This is a genomic window from Micromonospora sp. BQ11, assembly GCF_052068135.1.
In the GTDB taxonomy this organism is placed as follows: Bacteria; Actinomycetota; Actinomycetes; order Mycobacteriales; family Micromonosporaceae; genus Micromonospora.
In genome coordinates this window covers 69,942-86,696 of sequence record NZ_JBQHDB010000005.1, presented here as the reverse complement: position 1 = coordinate 86,696, position 16,755 = coordinate 69,942, and the positions used below count along the sequence as shown (strand labels likewise).

The window sequence follows — 16,755 nt, the reverse complement described above, 5'->3', positions numbered from 1 at the left end:
GGGCGGGGGTCAGCCGACTGCGGTGGGGGAGGGTGGGGCGCTGTCGCCCCGGGGGGCCTCCGGGGTCATCAGGCGGATGATCTCGCTGCGGTCGGTGGCCGACGGCAGGCCCCACTCGGGGCGGTAGCCGTACACCTCGTGCAGGGGCCTGGAGGAGGTGCGGCCGTCGAGGACCTCGACGGCGTCCGTGTCGATCAGGCCGGGGTGTTCCACGCCGCACGCCTCGGCGACCTTGACCAGGTCCCGCCGCAGCGTCTTCACGTAGTTGGCGGCGCGCACCGACTTCAGCGTCGGGTCCAGGCCCCGGGCCAGCCAGGGGTTCTGGGTGGCGACGCCGGTCGGGCAGGTGTCGGTGTGGCACTTCTGGGCCTGGATGCAGCCGATCGCGAGCATCGCCTCCCGGCCGACGTTGACCATGTCGCAGCCCAGCGCGAACGCCACCACCGCGTTGTCCGGCAGGCCCAGCTTGCCGGCACCGACGAAGACCACCTGCTCGTGGAGGTCCTGCTCGGCGAAGATCTTGTAGACCCGGGCGAAGCCCTGCTGGAACGGCAGCGACACCGAGTCGGTGAAGATCAGCGGCGCCGCGCCGGTGCCACCCTCGCCGCCGTCGATGGTCACGAAGTCCACGCCCCGGCCGGTGTCCCGCATCAGCATGGTCAGCTCCTCCCAGAAGCCGAGGTCGCCGACGGCGGACTTGATGCCGACCGGCAGGCCGGTCTCGGCGGCGAGCAGTTCCACCCAGTCGAGCAGGCTGTCGCAGTCGGAGAACTCCGCGTGCCGCGACGGGCTGACGCAGTCCCTGCCCTCCGGGATGCCCCGGGTGGCGGCGATCTCGGCCGACACCTTGGCCCCCGGCAGCAGACCACCCAGGCTGGGCTTCGCGCCCTGGCTCAGCTTGACCTCCAGGGCGCGTACCGGAGCACCGGCGACCAGGTCCCGGAGCCGGGCCAGGTCGAAACGCCCGCGGGAGTCCCGGCAGCCGAAGTACGCCGTGCCCAACTGGAACACGAGGTCACCGCCCTGGCGGTGGTACGGCGACAGCCCGCCCTCGCCGGTGTTCTGCAGACAGCCGGCCAGCGCCGCCCCCTTGTTCAGCGCGGTGATCGCATTGCCCGACAGCGAGCCGAAGCTCATCCCGGAGATGTTGACGACGGACTCTGGCCGGAACGCCTTGGCCCGGCCGCGCGCGCCGCCGAGGATCTTCGCCGCCGGCAGGCGTACGTCGTGACCCGCCGTCGGGGACGACGGCGGCACCGCCCGGCCGAAGGTCCGGTGCTTGATGATCGGATAGCCCGGGGTGTACTCGATGTCGTTGTCCGTGCCGAAGCCGAAGTAGTTGTTCTGCTGCTTCGCCGACGCGTAGATCCAGCGCCGCTGGTCACGGGTGAACGGCCGCTCCTCGTTGTTGCCCGCCACGATGTACTGCCGCAGCTCCGGCCCGATCGCCTCGAGCAGGTACCGGGCCCGCCCGATCACCGGGAAGTTGCGCAGCAGGGCGTGGTCGCGCTGGAGGACGTCGCGGGCGGCGAGGCCCGCGAGGGCGGCGGCGGCGACGGGTACGGCTCGACCGATCCACTTCATGCCAGGGTTGTTTCTCCGCCCGCGGGGCCGGTCAAACGGGCGGCGGGACTCACATCGGCGCGGTGGTGATGTTGACCATCCACGGCGTGCCGAAGCGGTCCTCGCACTGCCCGAACTCGTCGCCCCACATCTGCTTCTCCAGCGGCACGCCGACCGCCCCGCCCGTGGACAGCTGCTCCCACCAGCCGCGAAGCTCGCCGGCGTCGTCGCCGCTCAGGGAGATGGTGTTGGCGTTGCCGCGCCGGATCTCCATGCCGGGTGGCAGGTCCGAGGCCATCAGCACGTGGCCCGCGGTGGTCCGCAGCAGGCCGTGCATGATCTGGTCGGCGTACGCCGGATCCTCGGTGCCGAACTCCCGGAACGTGGTCAGCGAGAGGTCCCCACCGAACACCCGGTGGTAGAACTCCATCGCCTCCCGCGCGTTGCCGGCGAAGTTCAGGTATGGGTTGAGCTGCGACGCCATGACATCCCCCTCGAGGTCGACGGCCGCCGTCATCCTCGCACCGTGCGGACGTCACCGCGGGAATACACGCCATGCGGTACGGACGGTGCCGCCGCACACCGACCAGGTGTGCGGCGGCCGTACCCGTTCGGTCAGCGGCGGAAGGACCGGCGGATCACGCCGCCGACGAGCACGCACCACGTGTCGGTGGTGAGGGAGCCGTCCTGCGGGAGCCCGTGCAGGACCTGCAACTCCTTGACGGCCTTCTTGGTGGCGTAGTCGTACTCGCCGGTGACCGCGACGTCGGTGTAGCCGCGGAAGTTGAGCAGGTACTGGATGGCGCTCACCGGCAGGCCGGCGGCCTCCTTGTACAGCACCGGGGCCAGGGTCTCCCAGGTGGGCCCGGTCAGGGTGGCGTCGACGTCGACCGGGATGCCGTTGCGCGCCTGCCAGTCCTGCACGGCGGCGACGGTCGCGGCGTCGAACACGCCGGTGGTCGGCACGGCGTAGCCCCGGTAAAGCAGGAGGTACTGCGCGGCGCGGACGGTCGGGGCGCTGACGAACCGCCACACGTCCGGCCAGCGGCGGGCCGGCACGTCGGCCAGGTCGGTGCCGAGCGCGGCGAACACGCGGCGGCGGAGGTCGGGGAACTGGCGGTAGAAGGCGGCACCGGGGCACTGGGTGGTGCGGAAGTCCCAGTGGCCGAAGATGTCGTGGGCGTGCAGCCCGTACCGCTGGCAGATCGTCACGCAGAGCTTCACCAGCGAGTCCAGGAGCGCGTCCGGGGGCGTCTCGGTGACGTACGTGCCCTCGTTCTCGATGCCGATGGACCGGGTGTTCTCGCCCGGGCAGTGCGCGGACACCATCTGCCGGTCGCCGGCGGCCAGCCGTTCCAGGCTGCCGCGCCGTCCCTCCAGGACGTAGCCGCCCCGGCTGATGGTGAAGTGCTGGCCGGTGTCGGACCAGCCGTTGCCGTCGATGTGCAGGTTCTGGCAGTCGCGGGCCAGCTTGACCGCCTGCGCCTCGGAGTAGTCGGTGACGTTCGGGAACGCCATGTGGTGCACGATGATCTTGTTGGTGGGGATCGTGCTGACCGACAGCGGGTCCTTGGGCGGACGGGCGCCCCACTCGTCGCAGCTCAGGATCCAGTCCAGGTCGGTGCCGTCATCGGCCCGGGCGGCGGACGGAAGGGCGAGTTCGGTGCCGACGACCGCGACGGTGGCGGCGCCGAGGCCGGCCCGTAGCAGGGTCCGGCGGTCCAGTTCGGAACGGTCGACGGGCATGGCGTATCTCCTCGGCGTCCGGCGATGGGGGTGGAGCCACCGTGAAAATCAGCTCCAGTGGCCGTGCGTGCTGTGGAGGATATTGCCAAGCGGGCGGGTGGCGCTAGAGGTCTCCGCCGATCGCCACGTACGCGCCGGAAGGATCGGGAGAGCAACCGGCGCAGGCGGGGCGCGGCCACCTCGCCGAGCCTCCAGGGGCCCGGCCGGCATGCCGGCGAGGCCCCGCACGTCGATGTAACGCAGACGATCGCCGCGACGCCCTACCGTCGTGCGGCCGTCGAACTGAGCCGAGAGCCAGTCCTTATAGGATCACCGTAGTTGTCCGCTAGCGGCGGGGAGAGGCCGGCGCTCTACACTGCCCGTACCCGAGAACGCACCCGTCCCCGCGGGATGCACGTCGAGGGAGACGACCCGCATTTGTGAGCGGCCACCCTCCAGGTCCGAGGATGCTGATGCCTGAGTTTTCCCCTTCTGACACGCGCGCCGCCCATCGGGCACGCGATCCGCACGGTGAATCGCCTGCTCGTGACGGACGCCCGGCCAGCGGCGTGAAATCTCACCTGATGTGGCTGGCTGTGCTCCCCGCGAGCGTGGTGACGCTGCTCGGGGCCGTCGCGGTCGTCTACGTGCTCGCCGCGTCCGGGGAAACGGTCACCGCTACCGTGGGCTGGTCCCTGGTCGCGGCGTGGGTCATGTCCGTGGCGGTCGTCGCCGTAGCCGCTCACCGCGCCAATGCGATCGACCGTCTGGTCGTCGCGAGGATCGCCGCCCTGCGCTCCTCGGTCGTTCAGCGCGGAGCCGAGGTCCAGCACCTCACCGAGCGGTTGCGCAGCGGCGACCGTCTCGAGGCCCCTGCGGAGCTCGTGCCCGGCACGGGACGTGACGGATTCGCGCTCCTGCAACGCGAACTGGACGAGGTCCTGCACGTCGCGCAGGTCGCCGTCGTAGAGGCATCGGCCGTGGCGTCCGCGGCGCCCGTTCCCCACACCGGTCACCAGGTGGAGGTCTTCGTCAACCTGGCTCGGCGACTGCAGTCCCTGGTGCATCGGGAGATCCAGTTGCTCGACGACCTCGAGAACCAGGTAGAGGATCCGGACCTCCTCAAGGGCCTCTTCCAGGTGGACCACCTCGCCACCCGCATCCGCCGCCACGCGGAGAACCTCGCGGTGCTCGGCGGAGCTGTCTCGCGGCGGCAGTGGAGCAGGCCGGTGGCTCTGACCGAGGTTCTGCGGTCGGCCATCGCCGAGGTCCAGCACTACTCGCGGGTGAAGCTGGTGCCCCCGATCGAGGGCACTCTGGGCGGCCACGCCGTAGCCGACGTCATCCATCTGGTCGCCGAGCTCGTCGAGAACGCCACCAACTTCTCCGCTCCGCACACACAGGTGCTGTTACGTGCCCAGACCGTCACCTCTGGTATCGCCGTGGAGGTGGAGGACCGAGGCCTGGGTATGCCGGTCGCCGATCAGGAGCGGGTGAACCGCCTCCTGGTCGACCCCACTGTGATTGATGTCAACAAATTGCTGCGCGACGGTCGCATCGGGCTGTTCGTCGTCGGCGCGATCGCCCGTCGACACGGCATCGCGGTGCGGTTGCAGACCAATATCTACGGCGGGATCCAGGCGGTGCTCATCCTGCCCCCGGGGCTGCTCGGCGCACCGCCACAGAGGCGTGAATCCTGGCATGAGACGCAGCCGCAGCCCATCGTCCAACCGCCTCGCCGCGAGCCGTCACCGGCGGTGGCTGCGTCGTCGAGCGCCCCGCCGACGTACTCGGCGGCCGCTGTCCCGTCCCGGCCCACCGACCGGGTCGCGACGGCCCACCAGCAGACCTTCTCGGAGCAGACGGCGTGGCCGGCGGCATGGAACGCTACCGCGCACCCCTCCGTCCCTGAGACCAACGGACACGGTCCGACGGGATCGGCGCAAGCCGCCCCGGCCAGCGATCCGGCCGCGGCGCCGGTCGCCGGGGGCGGCAACGACCGTCCGCCACTACCGCACCGGCAGCGACAGACACACCTGGCCCCTCAACTGCAGGGCACTCCCCGGGCCTCTGTCACAGAGCAGGGCGTGGGTGAACCCGATCCCACTTTGATGGCGACGTTCACGCGGGCCTTTACCCAAGGCAACGCCGGAGCTGAGAATGACGGCTCCGAAGCCCGCTTTGGCGGCACCAGCTGATCACGCGTCACCGTTCAGGAGGGTTACCAATTATGCTGAGCAATCCGCCCGTCGGGCAATCGCAGGATCTCGTATGGCTGTTGTCCGGGCTGGCCGAGCGGGTTCCCCACACCCGTAGCGCGCTTCTGCTGTCCTCGGACGGCCTGCCGAAGGCCGCTCACGGACTGGACGCGGACGGCGCGGACCACCTGGCGGCAATCGCCTCCGGGCTGTTCTCCCTCGCCCGCAGCGCCGGAGGTAGTTTCGGTGGCAGCAACGGTGTCCGTCAGGTGGTGGCCGAGCTCGATGACACCCTGCTGTTCGTCACGGCGGCGGGCGCCAATGCCGTCCTCGCGGTGCTCGCGGGCCGTGACGCGGACGTTGGCGTGCTCGGGTACGAGATGTCGCAGATGGTCAAGAGTGTGCGCCCGTTCCTGGCCACGCCGACACGCGGAGCCATCGTCGGTTCTGGCGACATGATCCGGTGACATGGTGGCTTCCGAGGACGAACCCTTTCTCGACGATGACGCGGGGCGGCTGGTGCGCCCCTACACGGTCAGCAACGGACGGACCCGACCCAGTACCCACATGGAGTTGCTGTCCTGGGTGATGGCCACCGGTCGGCTGCCTCGCGGGCACCTTGAGCCGGACCATGCCCGAGCCCTTCGCCTCTGCGGCGGTCCCATCACGGTTGCCGAGGTCGCCGCACACATGAAACTGCCGGCTGCCATCACGAAGGTCGTGCTCTCCGATCTGGTGGATTGTGGAGCGGTGAGCACGCGAGCCCCCAGCCCCATGGCCGACCCTACTGAACGATCCGTTTTGGAGGCGGTTCTCGATGGCCTACAGAGACGACTTTGAACTGTCTCCGGTGTTCCCTACCGCTCTCAAGATCCTCGTCGCGGGCGGATTCGGCGTCGGTAAGACCACCTTCGTCGGGGCCGTGAGCGAGATCCGGCCGTTGCGTACGGAGGAGATCCTGACCGCCGCCGGGGTCGAGACCGACAGCCTGACCGGCGTGGAGGACAAGTCCACCACCACGGTGGCGCTCGATTTCGGCCGCATCACCGTCGACGCCCGCCACGTCCTGTACGTGTTCGGCACGCCGGGGCAGGAACGCTTCTGGTTCATGTGGGACGAGTTGTCGACCGGGGCCATCGGGGCTGTCGTCCTCGCCGACACCCGCCGCCTACAGGACTGCTTCGCGGCCGTCGACTACTTCGAGGCCCGTGGCGTCAATTTCCTCGTCGCGGTGAACGAATTCGACGGCTCGTTCCATTACGAGCCTGAAGAAGTACGGGCTGCTCTCGAACTCAAACCGCATGTGCCGATCGTCATGTGCGACGCCCGCCAGAGCCGCTCCGCGACGGCCGTGCTGATCGCGCTGCTCCAGCACCTGCTCGGCACTTCCCGATCCTATGCGGCGTAACAGCGCGGCGCGTCAGACCTGCCAGATATGGAGCCAGCAATGAACTACGAATACCCGGCCTACCAGTCGCTGACGCCGGCTGACCGAGAAGCGCCGCACCGCATGCGGCGGCTGCGCGATCTCGGTCTGGGCGAGAGCCCGGACCCCGAGTTCGACGAGTTCGCCCAGAAACTCGCACAGATCACCGGCGCCCCGTACGCGATGGTCAACTTCATCAGCGAGGACCGCCAGTACTTCGCCGGGCTCTACACCCCTCCGGCCGCGCGAACCAGCACCCCTGAGGTCGCGGCCGCCGGGCAACCGGGCCGGGTGATGCCTCGGGACCACGGCTACTGCCCGCATGTCGTGGTCCGACGCAAGGCGCTGGTACTCGACGACGTGTGCGACTACCCGCGGTTCGCCGGCAACCCCGTGGTCGACGAGATCGGCATCCGCTCCTACCTGGGTGCGCCGTTGATCGACCACACGGACATGGCACTGGGCACGATCTGTGTGGTGGACACCGAGCCGCGCCCGTGGGGGCGGAGGGGACTGGAGACGATCAAGTCCCTGGCCGCCGAGCTGACGACCCGGATCAGCCAGCGCACCGGGCGGTAGGTCGAGGTCAGGCAGTGGCCGCCGCTTCTCGCGACGAGGCGGCGAGCCGCTCCGACCACTGTCCCTTCGACATGCCCAGTGCCACCTCGCCGAGACGGAGCAGTTGGACGTCGGAGGTGCCGGCCGGCGCGAAGATGTGGTAGGCGTCGCGGACATAGCGCTCTACCGGGCGGTCGGGATAGAGCCCGCAGGCGGCGTGCACCTCCATTGCGTTACGCGCAGAGTCGAGGGCGTACTCCACGTTGACGAACTTGGCGTTCATCAGCTCCGCATCACACGGCAGACCCTGATCCAGCAGGTGCACCGCGTGATAGGCAGCCAGCCGGGCGGTCATCAGTCGGGACTGCATCTGCCCGACCTTCAGTTTGATCGGGAGAAGGTCGTGCAGCGGCTTGCCGTAGCGGTGCTGCTCGGCGACGTAGCCCGAGGTCTCCTCGAGGAGAGCCTGGTGGATGCCCAGGGAGACGGCAGTCAGGTTGGGCCGGCCGTACAGGATGCTGGAGGAGTAGGCGACGGCCAGGCCGTCCCCTTCGACGCCGAGCCGGTTCGTCGCGGGGATGCGACAGTCGTCGAACACGAGTTCGCCGAAACTGAACCCGTGCAGGCCCAGCGCGGCACGATGCGGGCCGAGCGAGAAGCCCGAACGGTCCGACTCGACCAGGAAGGCCGACAGGCCCTGAGAACCCGGGCCGGTGCGGACCACCACGCCGTGCAGGTCGCCGACGTGACTGTTGCCGACGAACACCTTCCGGCCGTTCAGGATGTAGTCGTCGCCGTCACGTACGGCGGTGGCCTCCATGCCGAGAACATGACCGCCGGACTGTGGCTCGGTGACCGCGATGGTGGGCAGGCACGTTCCGTCGGCGATGGCCGGTAGCCACTGCCTCTTCTGACTCTCGTTGCCGAAATGCACGATCTTGGCCACGCCCAGCTGGCTGGCCTGCACCATGGCGCCCATGGCGCCGCTGACCCGGGAGAGTTCCTCGATGATGATCGTCTTTGCGAGGTGTCCCAGGCCCATCCCCCCGTAGTCGGGACTGATCGTGACACCGATCCAGCCCTGACGGGCGATCAGCCGCGACAGTTCGTGCTGTACCGAGCGAGACGCCTCCATCTCCGGAATCCGAGGGCGGACCTCGGCCTCCGCGAACGCTCGCACTTCTTCCCGTAGTCGCTCGTGACGTTTCGTGGTGAAGTAGCTCTCCATGCGGATCTCCTCGTGAGTCGTTTACCGGCCTGGGGTGTTTCGGGGGTGTCCGGCCAGGCCACGAAGGTTCTGGTCGCCGTCGCGCGCGTCCGGGCTTCACCGCTGGTGCGGCAGCGGTTCGACGGACGATTCGGGCTCCGTCGGGCTGCAGGCTGCGGGGACGATCGGATCCGGTGGCCGAACCGGCTGCGGCAGCGTCGCGAGTGCCGGTGCCGACCGGCACTCGTGGCCACTCACGGCCCCGACCGAGGAGTGTGCGAACGTGGGCCCGGCATGGCAGCGATGCGACGACCAGCAGATGCGTGCTGTCTCAATTCACTGCGCCTCCCGCCGGTCTCATCGATCGTATCCGCACAAAGATCCACAACTCCATCCTCCTATCAGGGGATGCTGAGTTCAAGGTCAGTCCTCAGTGGGCGTCGGCGGCCACACTCCCTGCGACGTAAGCGGGTCGGAGGTGTTCGTGCCGACCCGGTCGTCGTTCGGCGGCGAGCACCGGCACACGGCGGCGGCCGGCTCGACCGCGGCGCCGTCCGCCCGCGCGACCGGGGTAGAATTTCGCACTTGCACGTGCGTACGTAGCAAGGCTGGGGGGTGGGCATGGCGCGCGGGGCGACCTGCATGCTTCCGCATCACGTCTTCGACACGCGTCACGTTGCGGCGGCCGACCGGTATCCGATGTGGTTGGAGGTGGTAGAGAGCACCGCTCCGGCCCTCATCGCGAGCCCGCACGTGGCCTGCTTCGACGCACACGCGCGTTCCATCGAACTCGACGCCCTGCGAATCACTGACTTCACGTATCCGTCGCTGACGATGAACCGGACACCCAGGCTGATCCGGCAGGCCGATCCGGAGCTGTATCAGCTGGCGTTGACGCGGACGGGCCAGGGTCTGCTCACCCAGGATCGACGCGGAACGCTCGTCCGACCCGCCGAGTTCACACTGCTGGACAACTCGCGCCCCTTCGAGGCGCGCCACGAGGCGGCCTCGCCGGGAGAGCTGCTGAACACCATCACCGTCAACATCCCGCACACCGCGCTGCCGCTGCCGCACGACAAGGTGACTCGGCTGCTGGCCGGCAACGTCTCCGCGTCAACCGGTATGGGCGCCCTGCTGGCGCAGTTCCTCCGGCAGATCGCTCTGCACCCGGAGCAGTACACCGCGGCAGACGGTGGCCGGCTGAGCACCATCGCCCTGGACCTGATCTCTGCCACGCTCGCTCAGCAGGTCGACGCCGAGGACAAGCTCCCCACAGAGACGCGTCAGCATGCGCTTCGGCTCCAGATCGACGCCTTCATCGACCGTCACCTGGGCGATCCCGGCCTGGACCCGCAGGCCGTTGCCAGTGCGCACCACATCTCGCTGCGCACGCTGCATCGGATGTTCGCCGGGGAGGAGGCCTCTGTCGCCCAGGTGATCCGTCGGCGGCGACTGGAGCGATGCCGGCGGGACCTGGTGAATCCACTGCTGAGATCTCAACCGATCTACGCCATCGCCGCGAGGTGGGGATTCCCCGACAAAGCGCACTTCAGCCGCCTGTTCCGTGCAACCTACGGCCAGTCCGCGCGGTCGGTCCGCGAGAGAAGCGCGACGTAGGCCGTGGGACCGCTCGTAGGAGCTCGCCGACTGGACGCATGGTCGGCCGAGACATGATGGCCGACGAAGACCACCCCAGCCGCCGGCGTCACCCGTAGGTCGGCCTCTGGCTGATCCACCGGAGATCGGGGGTGTCCCGCAGAGCGCGCCAACGCCATAGGCTGTTCCGGTGCGAAGCGACCTCACCACGCTGAGTTGGGGTATCGACCAGATCCCGGACCTCAGCGGCAAGACGGTACTGATCACCGGCGCGAACACTGGTATCGGCCATGCCACGGCCACCGCTCTCGCTCATCGAGGCGCCTCCGTCGTGCTGGCGTGCCGGGACCAGGTCAGAGCCGAAGCAGCAGTCGCCGCCATCACCGCTGCGGCACCGGCCGGAACGGTGAGCGTCCTGACCGTCGACCTGGCGTCACTCGCGTCCGTCAGCGCCGCCGCCGACGCCGTCGCACGCCACCATGACCGCCTAGACGTTTTGATCAACAACGCCGGCGTGATGACCCTGGTCGGTCCGCCGCGCCGGACCGCAGACGACTTCGAACAGCACATCGGCATCAACCACCTTGGACACTTCGCGCTGACCGGCCACCTGATGCCGCTGCTGCTGGCGGCGCCGTCTGCCCGGGTGGTGTGGGTGAGCAGCCTGTCCCAGCGCAAGGGTTCGATCGACTTCGATGACCTGCACTGGCGGACGCGCCGCTACCGCGCCTTCCAGGCGTACAGCGACAGCAAGCTGGCGAACCTGCTGACGATGTACCACATGCAGGGGCAGTTGGACGCCGCGCACGCCCCGATGATGTCCGTCGCCGCGCACCCCGGGGGAGCACGCACCGACATCACCCGCGATGGACCCCGGTGGATGAGGCTGCTCGCCCGCCCGGAGACGCAGTGGTGCACCAACTGGCTCACCCACGACATTCCCTCGGCGGCCCTGCCCGCGGTGCGAGCCGCCACCGACCCGGAGGTCCGCGGCGGTGACGTGTACGGGCCGGCCGGCTGGCAGGGTCTGACCGGGCGCCCCGTGCGCGTGGACCTGGGCCCGCGTGCTCGCGACGAGGAGTTGCAGCGAACGCTGTGGAGCCGCTCGCAGGAACTGACCGGCGTGACCTACCGGATGGTCTAGGTGGACGTCACCTCCGCACCGATTGACCTCGAGGAGCGCTGTCATGACGGCTGGCACCGACATCCCCATCCACTCCGTACCCCGTCACCGCCTCTACACCCGCCTCGGTGCGCTTGGCAAGGACCCTCTCGGCGAGCTCGACGGCATCCGCGACGCCTACGGCGACCAGATGGTCCAGCTCCACCTTGGCCTGTTCAAGCCTTACCTCGTCACCAACCCCGAGCAGGTGCAGCACGTCTGGCGTAACTCCCGGGAGACGTACCTGCGTGAGGGAATGATGTGGGAGGCCATGCAGCGGCTGCAGGGCAGCGACGGGATCGGTGCCGAGGGGCCCGGTTGGGAACGCAGCCGCAGCCTCATCGAGCCGCTGTTCACCGCGAAGGCCGTCGGCGCGTTGGTACCCGGCATGGTCGAGGCCGTCAACGGTGCTGTCGACGACCTCGCCGAGCGCACCGCGGGCGGGCAGACGGTTGAACTGGCGCGGGAGATGATGCGCCTCACCCACCGCGTCCTCGGGCGGGTGCTCCTCGGCGAGCAGATTCCCAGCCACGAAGCTGACACCGTGGGCCACGAGATCGCCACCGCGTTCGGGTCCATGCGGGCGCGCCTGGCCATGCCGTTCGTCTCACACCGCATCCCGCTTCCCGGAGACCGCCGCTTCGGTCGGGCCGTCCGTACCGTGGATTCGATCCTCCTGCCGCACATCGCGCAGGCCCGCAGGACCGAGCCGCAGCCCGGCGTCGTGTCGATGCTCGCCCACGCCACCGGCCCGGACGGGCGGCCGTTGGACATCCAACAGGTCCGCAACGACGTCGTCGGCCTGTTCACTGGCGGGACCGAAACCACCGCCCTCGCTCTCACCTGGACCTTCGTCCAGCTCGACGCGCACCCCGACATCGCCGCGCGGATCGGCGCCGAAGTCGACGGCGTCCTCGGCGACGGACCAGTCGCCCCGGAGCACGTCGGCAGCCTCCGCTACACCCGGATGGTGCTGGAGGAGTCCCTACGGCTGTTCCCGCCCGCGTGGATGATCCCGCGCACCCTGCGGTCCCCGGACACCCTCGGCGGTGTTGCCCTGCCGGCCGGCGCGACCGTGGTGCTCAGCCCGTACCTGACCCACCGGCTGCCGGACCTGTGGCCGGACCCGACCCGTTTCGACCCGGAGCGCTTCGCGCCCGGCGCCCGCCGTGGCCGCCACCCCTACGCGTACTTCCCCTTCGCCGGCGGCGTGCACCGCTGCCTGGGACAAGCCTTCTTCTTCATCGAGGCGGCGCTGGCGGCCGCCGCGATCATGAGCCGGTTCACCGTTCGGGTGGCCACCGCTCGACCGATCCGACCGACGGTATCGGTGTCGCTGCGTCCGAAGGGCGATGTCCTGGTCCATCTCGCCCCACGCCCCTGATCGTTCCCACGGATGCCGGCCCGGCCGGCACCCGGAAAGCGGACCGCGGCGGCGCCCTCGACGGTTCGCCTGCCGCCCACGCCCCATCAAGTCGCAGGTGGGACAGCCGTCGATGTGACGACCTTGAGGGACGCAACGGGCACTGCTACCGTTTCTGCGCGCTTACGGGCAGCCACTCTCAGCAGCGTGAGGCCGACCAAGCGAGCGATCCCGCAAACTCTCTCCACGGGGACGGTGTGATGAGCTCCCGCACGATCACCTTGCGCAGGCAGGTCGCCTTCCTGGTCACCGCCCTGGTGTTGCTGTGGGCGTTCGCCGCGTGGATGACCCTGCGGGACGGGGCGAACATGCTCGGCGTCAACGAACTCAACGCCAAGGTCTACGAGCCCAGCGAACCGCTGATCGCCACCCTGCAACAGGAGCGGCGGGCCAGTGTCGTCTACCTCGGCAGCGCCGTACGTGACCGGGCTGCCCTCGAGGAGACGCGCGAGGCGACCGACGCCGCGGTGGCCACCTTCATCGCGCAGTCGCAACGGTGGCAGGCGCGACTGGCGGGCAGCGAAGAGACCGACAGGCTCATCCGGGACACCGTGGCGCAGCTGGAGCAGTTGGGCGACACCCGCAAGCCCATCGACGGCGTGACCGTGGACCGCGCCACCGCGATGGCGGGCTACACCAGCGTGATCGACAGCATCTTCCGGGTGTGGCGCTCCCTCGGCAAGCTCGACGACGAGCAGATCGGCAACACCACCGCGAACCTGATCGACCTCAAGCGCGCGTGGGAGGTGATGTCCCGGCAGGACGCCCTGGTGACGGGCGCGCTCAGCGCCGGGCAGCTCAGTGCCGCCGAGCACGCCGAGTTCACCAGACTGGTGGGCATCTACCGGTTCGTCATCCAGGACACCGCTCCGAGGCTGCCCGCCGACGACCAGGTCGCCCTGCGGCAACTCACCACCGGAGACACCTTCGGGCGTCTGCAACGCTTCGAGGACCAGGTCATCGCCGCCGGGCCGACCAGCGCCGCCCGTCTGACCCTCGGGGACTGGCAGAGTACCTCGCAGTCGGCTCGTGACGCCGTCAACGATCTGATCCTCGCTCGGGGCGACGCCCTGGTCGCCGCCGCCATCCCCGTGGTCGCGGGCGTCGTGCTGCGCCTGCTGTTCGCCACCGGTCTCGGCGCACTGATGGTCTGGGCGTCGGTGCTGGCCTCCGGGCAACTCGTCCGGCGGATGGACCGCCTCCGCCGTGACGCACGTGACCTGGCCACGAGCAGGCTACCCACGGTGGTCGAGCGGCTCAGCCGAGGCGAACGCGTCGACGTACACGCCGAGACCCCCGACCTCGACTACGGCAGCGACGAGCTCGGTCAGGTCGGCGGCGCGTTCAACGAAGTGCAGCACACCGCCATCCGGTCCGCTGTGGAGCAGGCCGAGTTGCGCCGCGACGTCAGTGCGACGTTCCTCAACATCTCCCGCCGGACCCAGGGCCTCGTGCACCGGCAGCTCACCCTGCTGACCGAGATGCAGCGCAAGGAGGACGACGCCGCCACGCTGGAGCGTCTGTTCGACCTGGACCACCTGGCCACCCGGATGCGCCGCAACGCCGAGAACCTCATCGTTCTCACCGGTGCCATCTCGCCGCGAATCTGGAAACACGACATCCCGATCCTCGACGTCGTACGTGGAGCCGTCGCCGAGGTCGAGGACTACACCCGCGTCTCCGTCCTTCCCATGGCCGACGGGGGGCTGGTCGGACGCGCCGTCGCCGACGCCACCCACCTGCTCGCTGAACTCATCGAGAACGCGCTGTCGTTCTCCCCGCCGACCACACCCGTCACCGTCACCGGCCAACTCGTGGCGACCGGCTACGCCATCGAGGTCGAGGACCGCGGTCTCGGCATGGACCCCGACGATCTCGCCGCGGCGAACGCCCGGCTGGGCTCGGCGGGCGGCTTCCGCCTGTCCGACAGCCCCCAACTCGGGCTGTTCGTGGTGGCGCGCCTCGCCGCGCGGCTCGGCGTGCGCGTGAACCTCAGGGAATCGGCGTACGGCGGCACCACCGCGGTGGTCCTCATTCCCAGCGACCTCATCACCGATCCGCACGCGGCTACCGGCGACGCAGCCCTGAGCGGTTCGCAGGTGGACACGCAGCCCCTTGCCGTCGTGGGCGCACAGCAGACCCGCACCGGGCAGGGCCCGGCTCAGCCGTCCACCGCCGTCGTTCCTACCCAGCGGCGCCCGGCGCCGGTCACCCCTGAGCGGACCCCGGGCAGGCCTCCCGCAGCGGCCGGCGGCGTCACCGACGCCGGCCTGCCGCGGCGGGTCCGCCGCGCGGCTCAGGCCGTCGCCGCCGAGGCACCACACCCGGCGCCGGCCGCCGAGCGCGACCCTGAGGTGGTACGCCGGAAGATGACCGCCTACCAGGACGGCACCCGCAGAGGCCGGGCCGCCGGCGCGGACGACGATCACCATGGTGACGGCACGCTGACCGCTTCCGGCAACTGATCCCAACCCCTCGAAAGAGACACGCACATGACGAACGCGGTGAGAACCGATCTGGCCTGGCTGCTCAACGACCTGGTCGCCCGGGTCCGAGAAGTCGACATGGCGATCGTGCTGTCCAACGACGGGCTGCTCCTGGCCTTCTCCACCAGCATGGGCCGCGATGACGCCGAGCACCTCGCCGCGCTCGCCTCCGGCGTCCAAAGTCTCGCCCGAGGTGCCAGCAGCCGCTTCGGTGGGGGACCGGTCCAGCAGACCATCATCGAGATGGAGTCGACGTACCTGTTCGTGACCGCTGCCGGCTCCGGCGCCTCGATGAGCGTCCTCGCCACCGAGAACGCCGACCTCGGTCTCATCGCCTTCGAGATGGCGAAGCTCGTGAAACAGGCCGGACGTCACCTCGCCGCACCCGCGCGCTCCGACGGCACCGGCGCAGGGGCGTAAGCGAGCATGGCCGCAGGGCACAACGCCGATCCCGCACCGGTCGAGGACGACCCCGGACCCGTCGTTCGTCCCTACGCCGTCACCCGTGGCCGCGCACGGCCGGTCACGGGCCGCTTCGATCTCGTCTCTCTCATCAGGACCATCCAGCGACCTGACGATCAGCGACACGGCCTCGCGCCCGAGCACCTCAGCATCCTCACACTGTGCCGCGGGGCCATGTCCGTCGCCGAGGTCTCCGCCTACCTCGACCTGCCTCTCGGAACCGTTCGAGTGCTCCTGGGAGACCTCCTCGTCCGCGAGCTCGTCGAGGTATGGGAACCTGCACCCCGACTGATCACCCACGACCACCGCACCCTGGAGGATGTCCTCAATGGGCTCCGAGCGCTCTGACGACCGTGACCGGCGCACGCCCACGGCCGTCAAGATCCTCATCGCTGGCGGCTTCGGCGTCGGCAAGACGACCTTCGTGGGGTCGGTGAGCGAGACCCGCGCACTGACCACCGAGGAAGACCTTACCGAACGCGGCATCGGCATCGATGACACCTCTGGCGTCGGTGAGAAGACCACGACAACCGTCGTCATGGACTTCGGCCGCATCACCATCAGCGACGATCTCGCCCTGTACCTGTTCGGCACTCCCGGCCAGAACCGCTTCGCCTTCCTCTGGGACGAACTCGCACTCGGTGCGCTCGGAGCCGTCGTTCTCGCCGACACCCGCCGCCTCGCCGACTGCTTTCCCTCGCTGGACTACTTCGAGAGCCGCGGCACCCCCTTCCTGGTGGCGGTCAACTGCTTCGACGACGCCCGCCGATACACGGTCGAACAGGTACGGCAAGCCCTGGACCTCGACGAAGGCACACCCGTGCTGCTGTGTGATGCCCGCGACCGCGAATCCAGCAAGCGCGTCCTCATCACCCTCATCGAACACGTACAGACGGCCATGTTCGCTCCCGCCGGAACGGCCGGTTCAGCCTGACCCAGGTCCGGTCCT

16 protein-coding genes are annotated in these 16,755 nt (G+C 69.4%); 12 read left to right on the top strand and 4 right to left on the bottom strand.

All coding sequences use genetic code 11. The features are described from left to right. Positions 1-9 precede the first annotated feature (9 nt). The 3 genes from ACTMSW_RS12460 to ACTMSW_RS12450 form a co-directional block, all read right to left on the bottom strand. Positions 10-1,584 (bottom strand): FMN-binding glutamate synthase family protein, encoded by a 1,575-nt coding sequence (locus tag ACTMSW_RS12460; protein WP_441180731.1) that lies wholly within the window; start codon positions 1,582-1,584, stop codon positions 10-12. Between the two features lie 49 nt (positions 1,585-1,633). After that, positions 1,634-2,080, bottom strand: coding sequence for a VOC family protein (locus ACTMSW_RS12455; protein ID WP_441180730.1), 447 nt, complete (start codon positions 2,078-2,080; stop codon positions 1,634-1,636). Positions 2,081-2,178: 98 nt separating this feature from the next. Then, on the bottom strand, positions 2,179-3,309 hold the full coding sequence (locus ACTMSW_RS12450) for a peptidoglycan recognition protein family protein (RefSeq protein ID WP_441180729.1): 1,131 nt from the start codon (positions 3,307-3,309) through the stop codon (positions 2,179-2,181). Between the two features lie 446 nt (positions 3,310-3,755). Between ACTMSW_RS12450 and ACTMSW_RS12445 the strand changes: the two genes are divergently transcribed. From ACTMSW_RS12445 to ACTMSW_RS12425, 5 genes are read left to right on the top strand one after another with little or no spacing between them, the layout of a single operon-like run. Further along, positions 3,756-5,486 carry a sensor histidine kinase gene (locus ACTMSW_RS12445; RefSeq protein WP_441180728.1) on the top strand — a complete coding sequence of 577 codons (1,731 nt, stop codon included), beginning with the start codon at positions 3,756-3,758 and terminating at the stop codon, positions 5,484-5,486. Between the two features lie 32 nt (positions 5,487-5,518). Next, on the top strand, positions 5,519-5,953 hold the full coding sequence (locus tag ACTMSW_RS12440; protein ID WP_441180727.1) for a roadblock/LC7 domain-containing protein: 435 nt from the start codon (positions 5,519-5,521) through the stop codon (positions 5,951-5,953). Between the two features lies 1 nt (position 5,954). Beyond that, positions 5,955-6,326, top strand: coding sequence for a DUF742 domain-containing protein (locus ACTMSW_RS12435; protein ID WP_441180726.1), 372 nt, complete (start codon positions 5,955-5,957; stop codon positions 6,324-6,326). Continuing rightward, complete coding sequence (locus ACTMSW_RS12430) at positions 6,304-6,894, top strand: GTP-binding protein (protein ID WP_441180725.1); 591 nt, start codon at positions 6,304-6,306, stop codon at positions 6,892-6,894. Before ACTMSW_RS12435 ends, ACTMSW_RS12430 begins: the two co-directional genes overlap by 23 nt. A 39-nt stretch (positions 6,895-6,933) precedes the next feature. Next, entirely contained in the window at positions 6,934-7,491 is a 558-nt protein-coding gene (locus tag ACTMSW_RS12425; protein ID WP_441180724.1) for a GAF domain-containing protein, read from the top strand. Positions 7,492-7,498: 7 nt separating this feature from the next. On the opposite strand, the gene ACTMSW_RS12420 is transcribed toward ACTMSW_RS12425, so the two are convergent. Next, entirely contained in the window at positions 7,499-8,698 is a 1,200-nt protein-coding gene (locus ACTMSW_RS12420) for an acyl-CoA dehydrogenase family protein (protein WP_441180723.1), read from the bottom strand. A 600-nt stretch (positions 8,699-9,298) separates the two neighbouring features. Between ACTMSW_RS12420 and ACTMSW_RS12415 the strand changes: the two genes are divergently transcribed. From ACTMSW_RS12415 to ACTMSW_RS12385, 7 genes are all read left to right on the top strand, one after another. Continuing rightward, on the top strand, positions 9,299-10,294 hold the full coding sequence (locus ACTMSW_RS12415; protein ID WP_441181054.1) for a helix-turn-helix domain-containing protein: 996 nt from the start codon (positions 9,299-9,301) through the stop codon (positions 10,292-10,294). 169 nt (positions 10,295-10,463) lie between these two features. Further along, positions 10,464-11,417, top strand: a complete 954-nt coding sequence (locus tag ACTMSW_RS12410; RefSeq protein ID WP_441180722.1) for an oxidoreductase — start codon at positions 10,464-10,466, stop codon at positions 11,415-11,417. Between the two features lie 43 nt (positions 11,418-11,460). Beyond that, positions 11,461-12,819 (top strand): cytochrome P450, encoded by a 1,359-nt coding sequence (locus ACTMSW_RS12405; RefSeq protein ID WP_441180721.1) that lies wholly within the window; start codon positions 11,461-11,463, stop codon positions 12,817-12,819. 239 nt (positions 12,820-13,058) lie between these two features. Next, positions 13,059-15,323: a sensor histidine kinase gene (locus tag ACTMSW_RS12400; RefSeq protein WP_441180720.1), complete on the top strand. Its 2,265-nt coding sequence runs from the start codon at positions 13,059-13,061 to the stop codon at positions 15,321-15,323. Positions 15,324-15,350: 27 nt separating this feature from the next. Next, complete coding sequence (locus tag ACTMSW_RS12395; RefSeq protein WP_441180719.1) at positions 15,351-15,764, top strand: roadblock/LC7 domain-containing protein; 414 nt, start codon at positions 15,351-15,353, stop codon at positions 15,762-15,764. A 6-nt stretch (positions 15,765-15,770) separates the two neighbouring features. Then, on the top strand, positions 15,771-16,154 hold the full coding sequence (locus tag ACTMSW_RS12390; protein ID WP_441180718.1) for a DUF742 domain-containing protein: 384 nt from the start codon (positions 15,771-15,773) through the stop codon (positions 16,152-16,154). Next, on the top strand, positions 16,135-16,740 hold the full coding sequence (locus ACTMSW_RS12385; RefSeq protein WP_441180717.1) for a GTP-binding protein: 606 nt from the start codon (positions 16,135-16,137) through the stop codon (positions 16,738-16,740). Before ACTMSW_RS12390 ends, ACTMSW_RS12385 begins: the two co-directional genes overlap by 20 nt. Positions 16,741-16,755 lie beyond the last annotated feature (15 nt).

Coding starts and splice junctions, on each gene's coding strand:
- ACTMSW_RS12460 (WP_441180731.1), bottom strand. CDS start 1,584: ATGAAGTGGATCGGTCGAGCCGTACCCGTCGCCGCCGCCGCCCTCGCG.
- ACTMSW_RS12455 (WP_441180730.1), bottom strand. CDS start 2,080: ATGACGGCGGCCGTCGACCTCGAGGGGGATGTCATGGCGTCGCAGCTC.
- ACTMSW_RS12450 (WP_441180729.1), bottom strand. CDS start 3,309: ATGCCCGTCGACCGTTCCGAACTGGACCGCCGGACCCTGCTACGGGCC.
- ACTMSW_RS12445 (WP_441180728.1), top strand. CDS start 3,756: ATGCTGATGCCTGAGTTTTCCCCTTCTGACACGCGCGCCGCCCATCGG.
- ACTMSW_RS12440 (WP_441180727.1), top strand. CDS start 5,519: ATGCTGAGCAATCCGCCCGTCGGGCAATCGCAGGATCTCGTATGGCTG.
- ACTMSW_RS12435 (WP_441180726.1), top strand. CDS start 5,955: ATGGTGGCTTCCGAGGACGAACCCTTTCTCGACGATGACGCGGGGCGG.
- ACTMSW_RS12430 (WP_441180725.1), top strand. CDS start 6,304: ATGGCCTACAGAGACGACTTTGAACTGTCTCCGGTGTTCCCTACCGCT.
- ACTMSW_RS12425 (WP_441180724.1), top strand. CDS start 6,934: ATGAACTACGAATACCCGGCCTACCAGTCGCTGACGCCGGCTGACCGA.
- ACTMSW_RS12420 (WP_441180723.1), bottom strand. CDS start 8,698: ATGGAGAGCTACTTCACCACGAAACGTCACGAGCGACTACGGGAAGAA.
- ACTMSW_RS12415 (WP_441181054.1), top strand. CDS start 9,299: ATGGCGCGCGGGGCGACCTGCATGCTTCCGCATCACGTCTTCGACACG.
- ACTMSW_RS12405 (WP_441180721.1), top strand. CDS start 11,461: ATGACGGCTGGCACCGACATCCCCATCCACTCCGTACCCCGTCACCGC.
- ACTMSW_RS12400 (WP_441180720.1), top strand. CDS start 13,059: ATGAGCTCCCGCACGATCACCTTGCGCAGGCAGGTCGCCTTCCTGGTC.
- ACTMSW_RS12395 (WP_441180719.1), top strand. CDS start 15,351: ATGACGAACGCGGTGAGAACCGATCTGGCCTGGCTGCTCAACGACCTG.
- ACTMSW_RS12390 (WP_441180718.1), top strand. CDS start 15,771: ATGGCCGCAGGGCACAACGCCGATCCCGCACCGGTCGAGGACGACCCC.
- ACTMSW_RS12385 (WP_441180717.1), top strand. CDS start 16,135: ATGGGCTCCGAGCGCTCTGACGACCGTGACCGGCGCACGCCCACGGCC.